We start from the raw sequence: 18,263 nt of genomic DNA on the forward strand, positions 1-18,263 counted from the left end.
AGCCGGTCCCAGCCACACCCGCCGCACCGCGGAACCCGACCGCCGCACCGTGGAACCCGACCCGCCCACACCCGCCACTCCGCGGAACCCAGGCCCGCCCGCCTTTCGTTCCCCGGTCCTACTCCCCCGGCACCCGTGCGTACAGCACCGCCCCGTCCACCTCGTCCACCTGTTCGTAGCCGGCCGTGAGCAGTCGGCGCAGGGTGGGGACGCGGTCGGGGCCGTAGGGCTTGCCCCGGGAGTCGTCGATCACCAGGGCCGGTGCCCGGTCGGCCAGCTCGGCGCGGAAGACCGGCCAGGTGCCCTCGACCGCGTACTTCTCGCCGACCTGCGGACCGTCGCGGCCACCGCTGAAGTTGGTGAGGAGGCCGGCGGTGAGATAGCGGGTCGCGGGGGTGCGGTCGGCGAGCCAGTACGTCTCCGGGTGTATCCCCCAGACCAGGACCCGGTCGCCGGGCCCGGTGCGATGGGAGAGGGCGAGCGCGAGCCGCTGGGCGTGCGCGAGTTCGGGGCGCGGGGCCAGGAGTCCCCAGGTCAGGAACAGGACGCAGACACAGGCCGAGGTGCGGATCGCGGCCGAGGTGCGCTCCCTGGGCAGGATCCGCAGGGCGGCCGTGGCCAGCAGGGCCAGCGGCGGGGTGAGTTGCAGGAAGTAGTGGCCGAAGAAGTGGAAGCCGAGGGTGACGGCGGCCGCCGACGCGGCCAGCCACAGCCACAGGTCGGCGGCGCCGGTACGGGCGATGCGCAGGGCGCGGGCGACGGGCGGAAGCAGCCCGGCGCAGGCCGCCACGAGGATCGCGGTGTTGGTCAACGCCCGTGCCAGGACGTGAAGTTCGGAGCCGGCGAAGGAGGCGTAGGCGCCGGAGCCCGTGACCGTCCAGAAGGCGAAGCCGGCCGGGTCGGTGAGCAGGGCCACGCCCAGTACGGGCAGGGCGATGCCGGCCGCCAGTCGGAGCAGGCCGGCACGCGGGCCGCCGTACCGGTTGAGGAGATAGACCACCGGCAGCAGGACCGCGCCGCCGGTCTGCTTGGTGAGTAAGGCGCAGGCGACGGCGGCTCCGGCGGCGCCCCAGCGGCGGCGGTCGGCGCACCACATCGCGGCCGCCGTGGCGGGCAGCATGAACACCTCGAAGGTGGCCGCCTGCGCGTCCTCGGGGTTGAGCCCCACGGAGACCAGCAGATACAACGCCCCGGCGGTACGCCCCGCACGGTCGCCCCACCGCCGTCGGGCGATCGACGCGAGCAGTACGGCGGTGGCCAGCTGCGCGAGCACGGCGAGTACCCGGACCGGGGTGAGCGACCCGGAGCCGAAGACCGTGAACGCCCCCTCGTACAGCCAGGGCAGCAGCGGCGGCTTCCGGTCCACGACCGTCTCGTACAGCTGGCCGCCGCGCGCCAGTATGCGCGCCTGTACGGCGAGAAAGCCCTCGTCCGGGTTCCACAGCGGCCGGCGGAAGGACGGCACCCGGGTGACGCAGGCCAGCACGGCGAGCAGCGGCAGCAGCCGCGGCCAGTACCCCTTCCGTACGACTACGGACCGTGCCGGGACGAGGGGGGCGACAAGCATGGGGAGCACGCTATCCGGCCCCGCAGTCCCACCTTGACGGGACATACGGGGCCGGAGTGACGAGCCTGATGATTACGGAGCGTCGGCGCGGGTCCGCTGCTGTCCGGCGAGGCGGCTGTGCGAGCGGCCGTACAGGAAGTAGACGCCGAAACCGATGACCATCCAGATGGCGAACCGCAGCCAGGTCTCGGCCGGCAGGTTGAGCATCAGCCACAGCGAGGCCAGCACGGAGACGATCGGCAGCGCCGGTACCCAGGGGGTACGGAAGGACCGCTCCAGGTCGGGCCGGGTGTTGCGCAGGATGATCACACTGATCGCGACGATGATGAAGGCGAAGAGGGTGCCGATGTTCACCAGCTCGGCGAGTTCGCTGAGGCTGGTGAAGCCTGCGACGATCGCGATGACGACGCCCAGCAGGATGGTCGGCCGGTAGGGGGTGCGGAACTTCGGGTGGGTGTGCGAGAAGAACCGGGGCAGCAGCCCGTCACGGCTCATCGCGAAGAACACCCGGGACTGGCCGAGCAGCAGGATCATGCACACGGTGGTCAGGCCCACGGCGGCGCCGAAGCTGATCAGTCCCGCGAACCAGGGGTGCCCGGTGGCCTTGAACGCGTCGGCCAGCGGGGCGTCCACGGACAGCTCGCTGTACTTCTGCATGCCGGTCACCACGATCGCCACGGCGACGTACAGCAAGGTGCAGATGATGAGGGAGCCGATGATGCCGCGCGGCACGTCCCGCTGGGGGTTGCGGGTCTCCTCGGCGGCGGTGGCGACGACGTCGAAGCCGATGAAGGCGAAGAAGACGACGGACGCGGCGGTGAAGATGCCCATCACACCGAAGTTGGAGGGCGCCCAGCCGAACATCAGCTGGATCAGCGGAGCCTTGAGGTTGCCACCCGCCGGGACCGGCTGCTCCTTCGGGATGAACGGCTCGTAGTTGCCACTGTGGATGAAGAAGGCGCCCGCGATGATGACGACCAGGACGACGGCCACCTTGATGGCGACGACGACCGAGGTGACCCGGGCGGAGAGCTTCATGCCGACGACCAGGATGGCGGTGAGGACGAGGACCAGGGCGGCGGCGAGGATGTCGAAGCCGAAGCCGTGGGCGCCGTCCCGGCCGCTGAGGTACGCGGGCAGCTGCCAGCCCGCGTTGTCGAGGAGCGAGTGGATGTACCCCGACCAGCCGACGGCGACCACCGCCGTGCCCAGCGCCAGCTCCAGCACCAGGTCCCAGCCGATGATCCACGCGGGGAACTCGCCGAGCGAGGCGTACGAGAAGGTGTACGCGGAGCCGGCCACCGGGACGGTGGAGGCGAACTCGGCGTAGCAGAGCGCGGCGAGGCCGCAGACGACGCCGGCGACGACGAAGGAGAGGGCGACGGCGGGGCCTGCGGTGTTCTTGGCGGCCGTGCCGGTCAGGACGAAGATGCCGGTGCCGATGATGACACCCACGCCGAAGACCGTGAGGTCCAGCGCCGACAGCGACTTCTTGAGCGCGTGTTCCGGTTCCTCGGTGTCCTTGATGGACTGTTCGACGTTCTTGGTCCTGAAGAGCGTACTGGCCACTGCCTACCTCCCACGTTTGTCGTCCTCGACATGATCGAGAGGGCCGGGGACGCGTATGCCCCGGCAAAGGCAGGTTCACGCAGATGGGTCGGTCTCGCCACCGGAGGGGTGAGAGAGACCGACCCATGGGGGTGGTTCGGGATTCGTCGGGGGGGCGGGTGGGTGAGGCTGACCGCGCCCACGCGGCGGAGCCGCATGTCGATTACAGGTCCGCGCGCCCCTGGCCGGGGCGCCCCCCGGCCGGGGGCGCTACAGATCAGTCCCTCGCCGGTTCCACCGAGCTGACGTCCGCCGGCTGACCGTCCAGCTTGGCCACCAGGCCCGTCACCTGACGGGCGATGTCCGGGGCCGTCAGGCCGATCTCCGTCATGATTTCGGCCCTCGACGCGTGGTCGAGGAAGCGGGGCGGGATGCCGAAGTCGCGGAGGGGGACGTCGACGCCCGCGTCGCGCAGGGCCTGGGCGATCGCCGCGCCCACGCCGCCGACGCGGCTGTTGTCCTCGACCGTGACGACCACCCGGTGCCGCCCGGCCAGCGGGGCCATCGTCTCGTCCACCGGCTTCACCCAGCGCGGGTCCACGACGGTGGTGGAGATGCCCTGCTTGTCGAGGAGGCCGGCGATCTCCAGGCACATCGGGGCGAGGGCGCCCACGGAGACCAGGAGCACGTCCGGGGTGTCGGTGCCCGGCTCGCGCAGGACGTCCATGCCGCCGACCTTGCCGACGGCGGGTACGGCGGGGCCGACGGCGCCCTTGGAGAAGCGGACCACGGTCGGCGCGTCGTCGACCTCGACGGCCTCGCGGAGCTGGGCGCGGACCTGGTCGGCGTCGCGCGGGGCGGCGAGCCGCAGACCGGGGACGACCTGGAGGATCGACATGTCCCACATGCCGTTGTGGGAGGCGCCGTCGGTGCCGGTGACGCCGGCCCGGTCCAGGACGAACGTCACTCCGCACTTGTGCAGGGCCACGTCCATCAGTACCTGGTCGAAGGCGCGGTTGAGGAAGGTGGCGTACACGGCGAAGACCGGGTGCAGTCCGGCCGTGGCCAGGCCCGCCGCGGAGGTGGCACCGTGCTGCTCGGCGATGCCGACGTCGTAGATCCGCTCCGGGAAGGTGTCGGCGAACTTCTTCAGGCCGACCGGCTGGAGCATGGCCGCGGTGATCGCGACGATGTCCTCGCGCTCCTTGCCGAGCTCGACCATCTCGTCGCCGAAGACGGAGGTCCAGTCGGCACCGGAGGCCTTGACCGGCAGGCCGGTGTCCGGGTGGATGGGGCCGATGCCGTGGAAGCGGTCGGCCTCGTCCTGGAGGGCGGGCTGGTAGCCACGGCCCTTCTCGGTGAGGCAGTGCACGATCACCGGGCCGCCGAACCGCTTGGCCCGGGCGAGGGCGGACTCCAGGGCCTCCATGTCGTGGCCGTCGATCGGGCCGACGTACTTCAGGCCCAGGTCCTCGAACATGCCCTGCGGGGCGATGAAGTCCTTCAGCCCCTTCTTGGCGCCGTGCAGGGTGTCGTAGAGCGGCCTGCCGACGACCGGTGTGCGCTCCAGCAGGTCCTTGCCCCGGGCCAGGAACCGCTCGTACCCGTCCGTCGTGCGCAGGGTCGCCAGGTGATTGGCGAGGCCGCCGATGGTCGGGGCGTACGACCGCTCGTTGTCGTTGACGACGATGACGAGCGGGCGGTCCTTGGCGTCGGCGATGTTGTTCAGCGCCTCCCAGGCCATACCGCCGGTGAGGGCGCCGTCACCGATCACGGCGACGACGTGGCTGTCGTTCTTGAGCAGCTGGTTGCCCTTGGCGATGCCGTCGGCCCAGCCGAGGACGGTGGAGGCGTGGCTGTTCTCGATGACGTCGTGCTCGGACTCGGCCTGCGAGGGATAGCCGGACAGGCCGCCCTTCTGCTTCAGCCGGGAGAAGTCCTGCCGGCCGGTGAGCAGCTTGTGCACGTAGGACTGGTGGCCGGTGTCCCACAGCACCTTGTCCTTCGGCGAGTCGAAGACGCGGTGCAGGGCGATGGTGAGCTCGACCACGCCCAGGTTGGGACCGAGGTGGCCGCCGGTCTTGGAGACCGCTTCCACGAGGAAGGTCCGGATCTCCTCTGCCAGCCGGACCAGCTCCTCGGGGCTGAGCCCGTCCAGATCGCGCGGTCCCCTGATACGGGTCAGCAGCGGCACCCGTGCCTCCTTGCAGTAGAGCTGATCGAGCTGTTGCCGGGCTCGTCGAGTCTAATGTTCCGCCCCGGCGGCCGGACTCCGGCCCATGGGTCATAGGTCACGCCTCGGCTGTACCCGTCATGAGCCTCCCCCAGGACACGACTGTGCCCGGCACTGTCCAGTGCCGGGCACAGTCGGAAACCTCAGGGGCGCGGGGCTGTATTCATTCGCGGCTACCGCCGCGTGGTCGCGATCGACCACGACGGCGGTGAAGCCGCCCACGCACCGCACCCCCGACGGCGACCGGCGCTATCCGCGCCCCGCCGCCTTCTGGCTCTTACGGGAGACGGAGTCGATGACGACGGCACCCAGCAGAACACCACCGGTGATCATGTACTGGATCGACGTGTTCATGTTCAGCAGGTCGAGGCCGGTCTGGATGGACTGGATGACCAGCATGCCCAGGAGGGCGGACCAGACGGTACCGCGCCCACCGAACAGCGACGTACCACCGATGACCGCGGCCGCGATCGCCAGCATCAGCGTGTTGCCGCCACCGGCGTTGAGCGTGGCGCTCGCCGTCTGACCGGCGAAGAACATACCGCCGATGGCCGCGAACCCACCGGAGATCGCGAAGACGGTGATCCGGACCATCGGCACGCTGATACCCGCACGGCGGGCCGCCTCGATGCCGCCACCGACCGCGAAGACCTTACGGCCGTAGGTCGTACGACGGAGCACGAAGTCCACGACCACCAGGGACGCGAGGAAGATCACCAGCGCGTTGGAGACACCGGACGCGTTGTTCAGCACGGCCGCCGCGACGAAGGACGCGATCGCCAGCAGTCCGACACGGACCAGGATCTCGCTGGTGGGCCGGAACGGCACACCAGCCGCGCGGCGCCGGCGCTGCTCGTTGAACTGGCCCAGGGCCGACAGCACGACACCGAGACCGGCCAGCAGGTACGCACCGATGATGGCCTGGTCCATGAAGAAGGAGCTCTGGCCGAGGACGTGCACCGGACCGCTGTCGGCCGGGATGTTGATCGTGCCGCTGTCGCCCAGCAGCCACAGCATCAGACCGTTCCAGCCGAGGAAGCCGGCCAGGGTGACCACGAACGCGGGTACGCCGATCTTCGCGAAGAACCAGCCGTGCAACGCGCCGATACCGATACCGGTGATGATCGTGAGGATCAGGGCCAGCCACTGGTTCATCCCGTGGTTGACCACGAAGACGGCGAACACCGTGGACGCCAGACCGCTGACCGAACCGACGGACAGGTCGATCTCGCCGAGCAGCAGCACGAACACCAGGCCGATGGCGAGCATGCCGGTGGCCGCGAGGAAGTAGCTGATGTTGGAGAGGTTGTCCGCGCTGAGGAACAGGCTGTTCTTCAGCTGGAAGATGGTCCAGATGATGATCAGGCCCACGACCACCGGCAGCGAGCCCAGCTCGCCACCCTTCACACGGCGCTTGAACTCGGTGAGGTAGCCCTTGAAGCCCTCTTCACGGACCAGCAGGCGCGGGTCGACGACCGTGACCGGCGCGGCCGTGGGGTCGTCGGCGGGGGCCACCGTGGTCGGGGCCTCGGCGGCCTGGGCCACCTTGGCCTTCTCGATCTTGGGCGACTCGTCGCCCTGCACGGTCTTGGACGTCTCGCTCACTTTGCCGCCTCCGGGGTGCGACGCTCCGAACGACGGGTCACGGCGTTGTCCGTGGCACCCGTGATCGCCGCGATGATCTCTTCCTGGCTGGTGCTCTTCACGGGGAAGAAACCATTGTTCTTGCCCAGCCGCAGCACGGCGACGGTGTCCGCCACCGCCTTCACGTCGGCCATGTTGTGGCTGATGAGGATGACGGCGAGGTTGCGCTCGCGCAGCCGCTCGACCAGGTCGAGGACCTGCGCGGTCTGCTCGACGCCGAGGGCCGCGGTGGGCTCGTCGAGGATGACGACCTTGGGGTCGCCGATCAGGGCGCGGGCGATGGCCACGACCTGGCGCTGACCGCCGGAGAGGCTGGCGATCGGGATGCGCACGCTCGGGATGCGGATGGAGAGCGTGCTCAGCAGCTCACGAGCCTGCTTCTCCATCGTCACCTCGTCGATGACGCCGCGGTGCAGCAGCTCACGGCCGAGGAAGAGGTTGCCGACCACGTCGAGGTTGTCGCAGAGGGCGAGGTCCTGGTAGACCGTCGCGACGCCGAGTCCCTGGGCGTCGTGCGGCTTGTTGATGCTGACGGAGTTGCCTTCCCATTCGATGACGCCCTCATCGATGGGGTGGACACCCGCGATCGTCTTGACCAGGGTCGACTTTCCTGCGCCGTTGTCGCCCACCAGGGCGACCACTTCTCCGGCGTGGACCTCCAGATCGACATCGGTGAGGGCCTGGACCGCACCGAATCGCTTGGAGACTCCGCGCAACGCCAGCACGGGCGTAGCGGACACGTGAACCATCTCCTTCGCCGCCTGACCGGCGGGGATGCCGCGCCTGCTGACCAGGCGCGGAGGGCCGTGCGGTACCTCAGGTTGGTCGGTGTACGCACGTGGTTTACAAGATGAACATGCGCGAATCCGTCGCGCTTGGCAACGGGTCCGTCCGACGCCCGCTCCGGCAGCGGGGTATGAAGGCCGGAGCGGGCGTCGGAGGGGTTTCGCGAGACCGCCGGACGGAGCCCTTGCGGAAGGACCGGGTGCGTCGGGCGGCCGGGGCCCGGGTGTCGTACTGCGATCACCCGGGCGCTGACGGCCGGAGCCGGACGGCTCCAGGGCTGGACTACTGCAGGCCGGCGGCCTTGCAGGCCTTGGCGAAGTCGGCGGTGCAGATGTCCGCGACGGTGTACAGCTTGTCCTTGATCACGGTGTCCTTGATGTTGGCCTTGGTGACCGACACCGGGGTCAGCAGCTGGGAGGGCACCTTGTCGCCGGAGCCGCTGGTCTGCGTGGTGGTGGCGAGCGAGGAGATGCTCTTGCCCTCCAGCAGGTCCACCGCGATCGTGGCGGCGGCGTCGGCCTCCGGCTTGAACGCCTTGTAGACGGTGGAGGACTGGGTGCCGGCGACGATGCGCTGGATACCCGCGAGCTCCGCGTCCTGACCGGTCAGCGGGATGCCGCTGATGCCGGCGCCCTTGAGCGAGTTGGCGATACCACCGGCCATGCCGTCGTTGGCGGAGTAGACGCCCGCGATGTTCTTGGCACCGAGCTGGGTGATGGCCGCCTTGACCTTCTGCGCGGCGACGGTGTCCTTCCACAGGCCGGACTGCTCGTAGGCGATGTCGACCTTGCCGTCCAGGGCCTTGTGCGCGCCCGCCTTGAACTGGGCGGCGTTCGGGTCGGCGTCGTCACCGTTGATCATGACGACCTTGGACTTCTTGGTCGCCTTGGAGCCGAGAGCGTCGAGCAGGGCCTGGCCCTGGAGCTCGCCGACCTTGACGTTGTCGAAGGAGACGTAGGCGGAGACCGGGCCCTGGGCGAGACGGTCGTACGCCACGACCTTGATGCCCTTGTCCACGGCCGCCTGGACGGAGGACTTGATGGCGGCGGAGTCCTGGGCCGAGATCACGATGACCTTGACGCCCTTGGTGATCATGCTGCTGACCTGCTGGGCCTGCTTGGCGGCGTCACCGGCGGCGTTCGCGTACTCGACCTTGCAGTCGGCACACAGCGAGCTGACCTGCGCCTCGAAGTACGGCTTGTCGAACTTCTCGTAGCGCGCGGTCACGCTGTCGGGGAGCAGCAGGCCGATGGTCTTGCTGCCACCGGAAGAGCTGCTGCTCGACGAGTCGCTCTTCTTGTCATCGCCGGCCTTGCCGCAGGCGGCGAGCGACAGCGCCATGGAAACCGCGGCGGTGCCGATCACGACTCTACGCATCGTTGCGTTCATTGGGGGTGCCTCCCTGACAGGGCCGCAACGCTGCGGCCGAGGTGGCTGGAAGTCAACTCGGCCGTGACTGCGACGTCAAGAAGTAAATACTTAACGAGATGGCAACGGCGCCATTCGTTCTCTAAGTGAAGGCAGGTGCAACGGCCGGCAACGTGCCGTCCAAAAGGGTCGAATCGCCCATCTCGCTGAGCGCGAGAGCGAGCGCGCCGAGCACCTCCGCACGGCCGCCGAGGGCCCCAGGAAGCACCGAGAGCTGCCGGGCGGCGCTGGGGATCGCGTAGCGCCCCACGGACTCCCTGATCGGCGCCAGGACCAGCTCCCCGGCCTCGGCGAGGTCGCCGCCGAGGACCACCCGGCTCGGGTTCAGCAGGTTGCAGAGATTGGCCACCCCGCTGCCGATGTGCCGGCCGACGTCGGCGATCACCCGACGGCATCCGGGATCGCCGTCCCGGGCCAGCCGTACGACACCCTCCATGGTCAGGTCGGTGCCGTGACTGGGCTGGAGCAGCGGCAGCACGTACCGGGCCGACGCGAAGGTCTCCAGGCAGCCGCGGTTGCCGCAACGGCAGACCGGGCCGGATTCATCAAGGGTAATATGCCCGATTTCGCCTGCCGTGCCGCCAGGGCCCCGGTAGATCTTCCCGTTGATCACCAGACCGGCGCCGACACCGCTCGCGACCTTGATGTACGCGAGATCACGGACCCCCTTGCCGCTGCCCCAGACCAGCTCACCGAGGGCGCCGAGGTTGGCGTCGTTGTCCACGTGCACGGGGACGCCGAGGCGGAGTCTGAGTTCCTCGGCGGGTCTCGCGCCGATCCAGCCGGGCAGGATGGCGCTGGAGCCGAGGGTGCCGGACTCGACGTCGATCGGACCGGGGACGCCGACGCCCACGCCGGCGATCTTCGTGCGGTCCACGCCGGTCGCCGCGATCAGGCGGTTGACCAGCTCTTCCGCCCGGTCGAAGCCCTGACTGGACGACGAGTCCACGTCGAGCGGTTCGGACTCCTCGGCCAGCACCTGGTGGGCGAGGTTGCCGATCGCGACGCGCAGGTGGGTGTGGCCGAAGTCGATCCCTATGACGATTCCGGCGTCACCGCTCAGGCTCACGCTTCGGGCCCTGCGGCCACCCGCCGACGTGGGCGTGACCTCGACGGTTCCGCCGTCCTTGAGCTCGCGCACGATGTTGGAGACCGTCGCAGCCGACAGGCCGGTCGTGCGCGCGATCTCCGCCTGCGTGAGCGATCCGGCCAGACGTACGGCCCGTACGACACGTTCCAGGTTGGCTCGGTGCAGCGACGACTGCGACCCCGGAGTCTCCATCGACCCATCCACTCCCGCCATCGGAGGCGGCCACGGCGCCGCCAACGTGACCCAAGTCACATCACTGGAACCGGGTCACTTACAAGTTATGAACTCCAAGCTCTGCTGAACGGGTTACCGCCGTCAAGTCCTTGACAGAAATCGTTGGCGGTTCGGGGGTTGCCTGACGGACATGCTTTCGACATGTCTAGGCCACTGGTCAGCAGGTTGGAGGGCGCGCGTGGAGTGTGGGTGCGGCGCCGTCGTGGCTGGTCGCGCAGTTCCCCGCGCCCCTTTCGGGGCGCAAACGTTCCGTTACTTCAAAGCTCCCGCGGTCAGACCCGCCACCACCTGGCGCTGGAAGATGATGTACGCCGCCAGGACCGGGAGCATCGCCATCACCAGGCCGGCGAACAGGCCTGACCAGTCACCCTTGTAACCCTGGCTGACCGCCAACTGGACCAGGCCCTGGGTGAGGACGCGCTTGTCGGGGTCCGTGTTGAGGACTGTCGGGAGCATGTACTGGTTCCACTGGCCCAGGAAGTTGAAGATCCCCACGCTGATCAGGCCGGGCTTCGCCATCGGCAGCATGATCTGGAAGAACGTGCGGGTGTGCGAGGCGCCGTCGACGAAGGCCGCCTCGGCCACCGAGGTGGGCAGGGTACGGAAGAACGCGGTGAGGAAGAAGACCGTGAACGGCAGCGAGTACGCGATGTAGACCAGGATCAGGCCGTGGATGGTGTTCAGCAGGCCCATGTTGTTCACGACGTAGAACAGCGGGACCAGCGCGAGCATGATCGGGAAGCTCATGCCGCCGATGAAGAGGAAGTAGATGAAGCGGTTGCCCGGGAAGTCGAAGCGGGCCAGGACGTAGGCCGCCATCGAACCGAGCACCAGCGTGCCGATGAGCGAACCGCCGACCACCAGGATGGTGTTCAGGAAGTAGTCGCTCATGTTGGCCTGGATCCACGCCCGCGACCAGTTGTCGAAGTGGAGCTTGTCGGGGAGCGCCCAGGGCGAGCTGAAGATGGACCGGTCGTCCTTGAAGGACGTCATCACCGCCCACAGCAGGGGTGTGACCACCATGAACGCCCAGATGATCAGGACGCCGTGGGAGAAGACGTTGAGGACCCCGCCCTCGCGTTTGCGCCGGGGCGGCTTCGGCGCGGGAAGGTCGATCTTGGTGACGGTGGTGTCGGTCTCGGTCGTCGTCATCGCTTCAGTACTCCAGCCGCTCGCGACGGCCCAGCCGCATCACGATCGCCGCGAAGGCGAGCGTGACGACCAGCAGGGCGACGCCGATGGTGGTGGCGTAGGCGGCCTGACCGTCCCGGAACGCCTTCTGGTACACGTACAGGACCATCACGGTCGTCGAGTAGTCGGGGCCGCCCGGTCCGGTCGTCATGATCTGTACGACTGCGAACGACTCGGCCCCGAGCGCGAGGATGCCCATGTAGACCCAGCCGGACTGGACGGTGTCCCAGAGCAGCGGCAGGGTGAGGCGGAAGAAGGTCGTCGCGCGGCCGGCGCCGTCGAGGAGGGCGGCCTCGTAGAGATCCGTGGGGATGGACGCCATGCCCGCCGAGAAGAGGACCACGAAGAAGCCGACCGTGGACCAGACCAGTACGGCCATCACGCACCACAGCGCCAGGCTCGGGTCGCCGAGCCAGAGCGGCTGGATATTGTCCAGACCAATTCCCCGCAGCAGTGAATTGATCGCGCCGCTGTCCGGGTTGTACGCGAAGGCGAACAGCAGCGAGACGATCGCGATCGACAGCACCTGCGGGAAGAAGTAGACGATCTTGTAGAAGGAAGAGCCCCGGACCCCGGAGACGACCGGGCCGCCCTTCCTTCTCCGGCCGCCCACATTGATCATGAAGGCGAAGAACAGCGCCAGGCTGATCGTCACCAGCGGCAGCACGATCGCGAACATCAAGCTGTGCTGCAAGGACTTCCAGAAGATGTCGTCGTGGAGCATCCTCTTGTAATTGTCCAGGCCGACCATCTTGAATTCGGGGCTCAGGCCGGTCCAGTCCGTGAACGAGTAGTAGATGGACTGGATGAACGGCCACACCACGAAGAGCGCGTACAGTCCGAGGGGCAACGCCAGAAACCCCACAATGAACCGGTACTTGCCGTGCTGCATCGCCACTCCGGTGCGGTCAGGGTTTCTGTTTACTGGTGCTTGTAGTGCTTGATCGAGTCGTCCTTGGCGGCCTCGTCGGCAAAGCCCTGGATCTTCTTGATGGCCTCCGCCGGGGTGAGCCGGCCCGCCATCATCTCGCCGAGACCGGACACGCCGATCTTCTCCTTCTGGAGCTGCACGTACCAGTCCTGGAGCCGCGGGTTGACCACATTCGACCCGGCCAGCTTCAGGGCGGCGACACCGGAGGTGAGGCCCGGCGTGAGGGTGATGCCGTCGGTGCCGCCGTTGTACGCGGTCAGCGACTTCACCTTCGACGTGAAGTTCTTGGAGGATGCCTCGCTGAGCATGATGCGCAGCTGCTCCATGCCACCCTCGGCGTTCGCGGCCTTGGCCGGGACGATGAACGGCTCACCGCCGGAGGCCCAGATGGTGCCGAACGGCATCTTGTCGTTCTTGTCGATGCCGGTGGGCGCGGAGACGGCGAGGTTGAAGTCGGAGGGGATGACGTTGGCCGACTCGTTCTCCACCCAGGAGCCGTTGGGGATGAACAGCGCCTTGCCCTGGGCCCAGGCGGTCTGCGACTGGATGTGGTCCAGGCCGGGGGTGCCCTTGAGGATGTAGCCCTTCTTGTAGAGCTCGTAGTAGGCCTCGAAACACGCCTTGACGGCCGGATGCTTCCAGGCGTTGGGCTCCAGGTTGTCGATCGCGTTCAGGACTTCGACGCCGCCGACCTTGCCGATCATCGGGTACAGCGAGAAGGGGATGTAGTACGGGTACTTGCCCGCGTACGTCCAGCCGGCCATGCCCTTCTTCTTGGCCTTCTCGCAGACGGCGATCATCTGGTCCCAGGTCTGCGGGTACTCCGCGTCGAGCGAGTCCAGGGCCTTCTGCGAGTACCAGACGCCGTACACCGTGTAGGCGTAGTACATGATCCAGACCGGGTCGCCGTCGAACTGGCCCATCTCGACTATGCCGGGGCGCAGCGTGTCGCGGACCTTCTTGTTCGGGTCGTCGTACGACGGGGCGTCGAGGAGCGGAGTGAGGTCGGCCAGCTGCTTCTTGCCGACGAGCACACCCATGTCCATCTGCTCGGCGCCGGAGTTGTCGATGAGGTCCGGCGGGGTGCCCTGGTTGAAGCGGGGTTGGAGGGTGGACTGGATCTTCTGGGTGGCGGAGAACTTGACCTTGGCCTTCGGGAAGTCCTTCTGGTAGATCTTCACCGCGTCCTCGGCGTACTCCTTGCCGAAACCGCCGTCGAAGAGGACGAATTCCATCTTGGCGGTGTCGTTGACGCCGAGCGGGTTCTTGGCCGTCTTCTTGCCGGCCTTGTCCTTGGACTGGCCGCCTCCGCCGCTGCTGGCGCAGGCGGAGAGAAAACCGACGGTGGGGACCGAAATCAGGCCGAGTGCGGCTGACCGCCTGATCAGATCGCGGCGGCCGACGCCTTCGGAACCATGGCTGGCTGCGGATGTGGATCCCATGCTCAAGTCCTCGCCCTCTCCAGGACTCAGGCGGTGAACCGGATCCTCCCCGGCACCGCGGTCGGGTAGTGCTGGGCCGTGCAGGAAGTCACTCAGGAAACGCCGACAGGTATAGTCCACTTCACGCCAGCGGGGCAAGATCGAATGCAAGGTTGGCCATGGGTCTTTTCCTAGTTGAGACCTGTCGGAAATCTGAGCGACCTGGGTACGCCTTACCGGAAAAAGAGCCGACATAGACCCCTGAATGCCGCAGCCAACGCCCTTGACATCACGGACCACTTGACCACCTACTGGTTCCTGCGCCACGCATCTGACAACGTTGTCTCATGTGGCAGGGAGGGTACCCGTTGTGATGCAGCGGAGAACGCAGCGAAGAACAGGACACAGATCTGGTACGGCGGTCGTGATCACGGCCGCCGTCGTCATGACCCTGGGCTCCCAGGGGGCCGCGGTCGCCCTGCCGGCCAAGGCACCGGCCGCCGCGACGCAGTTCGCATCCTCGTTCGAGTCTGGCGATCCGTCACCGGACTGGACCGACACGGTCGACACGGACCCCGGCGGCGCCCCGCGCGCCTCCGGCGTCGACGGCGGCTACAGCACCGGCATCCCCGGCAATGTCACCGACCATGTGACCGACATGCGGGCCAGCGGCGAGAACACCGGCGCGGGCGAGGTCAAGGAGAACCTCGTCGACGGCGAGCCCGGCACCAAGTGGCTCACCTTCGCGCCCACCGGCTGGGCGGAGTTCGACTTCGACAAGCCCATCAAGCTGGTGACGTACGCCGTCACCTCGGCGAACGACTACGCCGAGCGCGACCCCGCGGACTGGACCCTCCAGGGTTCGGCGGACGGCAAGGACTGGAAGACCGTCGACACCCGCACCGGCGAAGGCTTCACCGAACGGTTCCAGACCAGGTCGTACGACCTCTCGGCACCCGCCGAGTACCAGCACTTCCGGCTCGACGTCACGAAGAACAACGGCGCACCGGACATCCTGCAGATCGCCGACGTCCAGTTCTCCACCGGCGGCAGCGGCGGCCCGGTACCCCAGGACATGCTCTCGCTGATCGACAAGGGCCCGAGCGGCTCGCCGACCGCGAAGGCACGGGCCGGTTTCACCGGGACCCATGCGCTGCGCTACGCGGGCCGGCACACGGCGAGCGGGCGGGCGTACTCGTACAACAAGGTCTTCGACGTGAACGTGAAGGTCCGACGGGACACGCGGCTGTCCTACCGGATCTTCCCCTCGATGGCCGACGGCGACCTCGACTACGACGCCACCAACGTCTCCGTGGACCTGGCGTTCACCGACGGCACCTATCTGAGCGGCCTCGGGGCGGTGGACCAGCACGGCTTCGCGCTCTCCCCGCGCGGACAGGGCGCGTCGAAGGGGCTGTACGTCAACCAGTGGAACGACGTGTCGTCGGTGATCGGTTCGGTCGCGTCCGGCAAGACCGTCGACCGGATCCTGGTGGGCTACGACTCGCCCGCCGGCCCGGCCAAGTTCCGGGGCTGGATCGACGACGTGAACATCGGGCGCGTCGCCCCCGAGAAGCCCAAGGCGCATCTGTCCGACTACGCGCTGACCACCCGCGGCACCAACTCCAGCGGCAGCTTCTCGCGCGGCAACAACTTCCCGGCCACGGCCCTGCCGCACGGCTTCAACTTCTGGACGCCGGTGACCAACGCGTCCTCGGAGAGCTGGCTGTACGAATACGCACGGGCGAACAACGACGACAACCTGCCGACGATCCAGGCGTTCAGCGCAAGCCATGAGCCCAGCCCCTGGATGGGCGACCGGCAGACCTTCCAGCTGATGCCGTCCGTCGCCACCGGCACCCCGGACACCGGGCGCACCGCACGCGAGCTGGCCTTCCGGCACGAGAACGAGACCGCGCGGCCCTACTACTACGGGGTGCGGTTCGAGAACGGCCTCAAGGCCGAGATAGCGCCGACCGACCACGCGGCCGCGCTGCGCTTCACCTACCCGGGCGATGACGCGAGCGTGATCTTCGACAACGTCACCGAGCAGGCGGGCCTGACCCTCGACAAGGAGCACGGGATCGTCACCGGCTACTCCGACGTCAAGTCCGGCCTGTCGACCGGCGCCACCCGCCTCTTCGTCTACGGCGTGTTCGACAAGCCCGTGACGGGCGGCGACTCAAGCGGGGTCAAGGGCTACCTCCGCTTCGACGCCGGCTCCGACCACACCGTCACCCTGCGCCTGGCCACCTCCCTGATCAGCGTCGACCAGGCCGAGGACAACCTGCGCCAGGAGATCCCGGACGGCACCTCCTTCGCCACCGTGAAGGCACGCGCCCAGAAGGTCTGGGACGGGCTGCTCGGCAAGGTCGAGGTGGAGGGCGCCACGGCGGACCAGCTGACGACCCTCTACTCCAGCATGTACCGGCTGTACCTGTACCCCAACTCCGGCTTCGAGAAAGTCGGTTCGAAGGACCAGTACGCCTCCCCCTTCTCGCCGATGACCAGCCAGGACACCCCGACGCACACCGGCGCGAAGATCGTGGACGGCAAGGTGTACGTCAACAACGGCTTCTGGGACACCTATCGCACGACCTGGCCCGCCTACTCGCTGCTGACACCCAGTCAGGCCGGGGAGATGGTGGACGGGTTCGTACAGCAGTACAAGGACGGCGGCTGGACCTCGCGCTGGTCCTCCCCCGGTTACGCCGACCTGATGACCGGCACCTCCTCGGACGTGGCGTTCGCCGACGCGTACGTCAAGGGCGTGAACTTCGACGCGAAGGCGGCCTACGACGCGGCCCTGAAGAACGCGACGGTCGTCCCGCCCTCCTCCGGCGTCGGCCGCAAGGGCATGGCGACCTCCCCCTTCCTCGGCTACACCAGCGACGACACCCGCGAGGGCCTGTCCTGGGCGATGGAGGGGTACGTCAACGACTACGGCATCGCCGAGATGGGCCTGGCCCTGTACAAGAAGACCGGGGAGAAGCGCTGCAAGGAGGAGTCGGACTACTTCCTCAACCGCGCCCAGGACTATGTGAACCTCTTCGACCCCAAGGCGGGCTTCTTCCAGGGCAAGGACGCCCAGGGCAGATGGCGGGTGGACTCGTCGGCGTACGACCCGCGCGTGTGGGGGTACGACTACACCGAGACCAACGGCTGGGGTTACGCCTTCACGGCCCCGCAGGACAGCCGGGGCCTCGCCAACCTGTACGGCGGCCGGTCCGGACTCGCCGACAAGCTGGACGAGTACTTCGCGACGCCCGAGACGGCCTCCCCCGACTTCGTCGGCTCCTACGGCGGGGTCATCCACGAGATGACCGAGGCCCGGGACGTCCGGATGGGCATGTACGGCCACTCCAACCAGGTCGCCCACCACGTCATCTACATGTACGACGCGGCCGGCGAGCCCTGGAAGACCCAGGCGTACGTCCGCGAGGCGGTCTCCCGGCTCTACCTGGGCAGCGAGATCGGCCAGGGCTACCACGGCGACGAGGACAACGGCGAGCAGTCGGCCTGGTACCTCTTCTCGGCCCTCGGCTTCTACCCGCTGGTGATGGGCAGCGGTGACTACTCGATCGGCTCCCCCCTGTTCAAGAAGGCGACGGTCCACCTGGAGAACGGGCGGGACCTGGTGATCCGGGCGCCGCGGAACAGCGCGACCAACGTCTACGTGCAGGGTGTGCGGGTCAACGGCCGTATCTGGACGTCGACCTCGCTCCCCCACTCGCTCATCTCCAAGGGCGGGATCATCGACTTCACGATGGGCCCGAAGCCGTCGACGTGGGGCACGGGCAAGAACGCGGGACCGGTCTCGATCGCCAAGGACGACAAGATCCCGACCCCGCGCGCGGACGTCCTGAAGGGCGACGGCTCCCTGTTCGACAACACGTCGGCGACGGAGCAGACGGTGACCTCGGTGGACCTGCCGGTGTCCCGGCCGGTCAAGGGGATCCAGTACACGCTCACCTCACCGGCGGACCGCACCAAGGCCCCGACGGGCTGGACCCTTCAGGGCTCGACGGACGGCACCACCTGGCGCACCGTGGACCGGCGTTCGGGTGAGGCCTTCGCCTGGAACCTGCAGACCCGGGCGTTCACGGTCCGCACGCCCGGGACGTACGCGCACTACCGGCTGGTCCTGGACGGCGCGTCGACGCTGGCGGAGGTGGAGTTGCTGGCCTGAG

At 68.1% G+C, this 18,263-nt stretch carries 11 protein-coding genes; 1 reads left to right on the forward strand and 10 read right to left on the reverse strand.

Annotated elements, in window-relative coordinates:
- Positions 1-118 precede the first annotated feature (118 nt).
- From AB0N16_RS02390 to ngcE, 10 genes are all read right to left on the reverse strand, one after another.
- On the reverse strand, positions 119-1,567 hold the full coding sequence (locus tag AB0N16_RS02390) for a glycosyltransferase family 39 protein (protein WP_365792169.1): 1,449 nt from the start codon (positions 1,565-1,567) through the stop codon (positions 119-121).
- Between the two features lie 72 nt (positions 1,568-1,639).
- On the reverse strand, positions 1,640-3,136 hold the full coding sequence (locus tag AB0N16_RS02395) for an amino acid permease (RefSeq protein WP_365792171.1): 1,497 nt from the start codon (positions 3,134-3,136) through the stop codon (positions 1,640-1,642).
- Between the two features lie 256 nt (positions 3,137-3,392).
- Positions 3,393-5,309 carry a 1-deoxy-D-xylulose-5-phosphate synthase gene (dxs, locus tag AB0N16_RS02400; protein ID WP_365792173.1) on the reverse strand — a complete coding sequence of 639 codons (1,917 nt, stop codon included), beginning with the start codon at positions 5,307-5,309 and terminating at the stop codon, positions 3,393-3,395.
- 288 nt (positions 5,310-5,597) lie between these two features.
- Positions 5,598-6,908 carry a sugar ABC transporter permease gene (locus tag AB0N16_RS02405; RefSeq protein WP_365792764.1) on the reverse strand — a complete coding sequence of 437 codons (1,311 nt, stop codon included), beginning with the start codon at positions 6,906-6,908 and terminating at the stop codon, positions 5,598-5,600.
- 41 nt (positions 6,909-6,949) lie between these two features.
- Complete coding sequence (locus tag AB0N16_RS02410) at positions 6,950-7,741, reverse strand: ATP-binding cassette domain-containing protein (protein WP_365792175.1); 792 nt, start codon at positions 7,739-7,741, stop codon at positions 6,950-6,952.
- A gap of 319 nt (positions 7,742-8,060) precedes the next feature.
- Positions 8,061-9,167, reverse strand: coding sequence for a substrate-binding domain-containing protein (locus AB0N16_RS02415; protein ID WP_365792177.1), 1,107 nt, complete (start codon positions 9,165-9,167; stop codon positions 8,061-8,063).
- 121 nt (positions 9,168-9,288) lie between these two features.
- The gene (locus AB0N16_RS02420) at positions 9,289-10,488 is read right to left on the reverse strand and encodes an ROK family transcriptional regulator (RefSeq protein ID WP_365792179.1); all 1,200 of its coding nucleotides are present in this window, start codon (positions 10,486-10,488) and stop codon (positions 9,289-9,291) included.
- A gap of 294 nt (positions 10,489-10,782) precedes the next feature.
- Positions 10,783-11,682 carry a carbohydrate ABC transporter permease gene (locus AB0N16_RS02425; RefSeq protein WP_365792181.1) on the reverse strand — a complete coding sequence of 300 codons (900 nt, stop codon included), beginning with the start codon at positions 11,680-11,682 and terminating at the stop codon, positions 10,783-10,785.
- A gap of 4 nt (positions 11,683-11,686) precedes the next feature.
- Complete coding sequence (locus tag AB0N16_RS02430) at positions 11,687-12,613, reverse strand: sugar ABC transporter permease (protein WP_365792183.1); 927 nt, start codon at positions 12,611-12,613, stop codon at positions 11,687-11,689.
- Positions 12,614-12,642: 29 nt separating this feature from the next.
- A complete protein-coding gene (ngcE, locus tag AB0N16_RS02435) occupies positions 12,643-14,094 on the reverse strand; it encodes an N-acetylglucosamine/diacetylchitobiose ABC transporter substrate-binding protein (protein WP_365792185.1) in 1,452 nt (483 codons plus the stop codon).
- Between the two features lie 424 nt (positions 14,095-14,518).
- Here ngcE and AB0N16_RS02440 point away from each other — a divergent pair, with 424 nt between their 5' ends.
- Positions 14,519-18,262: a GH92 family glycosyl hydrolase gene (locus tag AB0N16_RS02440; protein ID WP_365792766.1), complete on the forward strand. Its 3,744-nt coding sequence runs from the start codon at positions 14,519-14,521 to the stop codon at positions 18,260-18,262.
- Position 18,263: the final 1 nt, after the last annotated feature.

Source organism: Streptomyces sp. NPDC051105 (genome assembly GCF_040682795.1).
GTDB lineage: Bacteria > Actinomycetota > Actinomycetes > Streptomycetales > Streptomycetaceae > Streptomyces.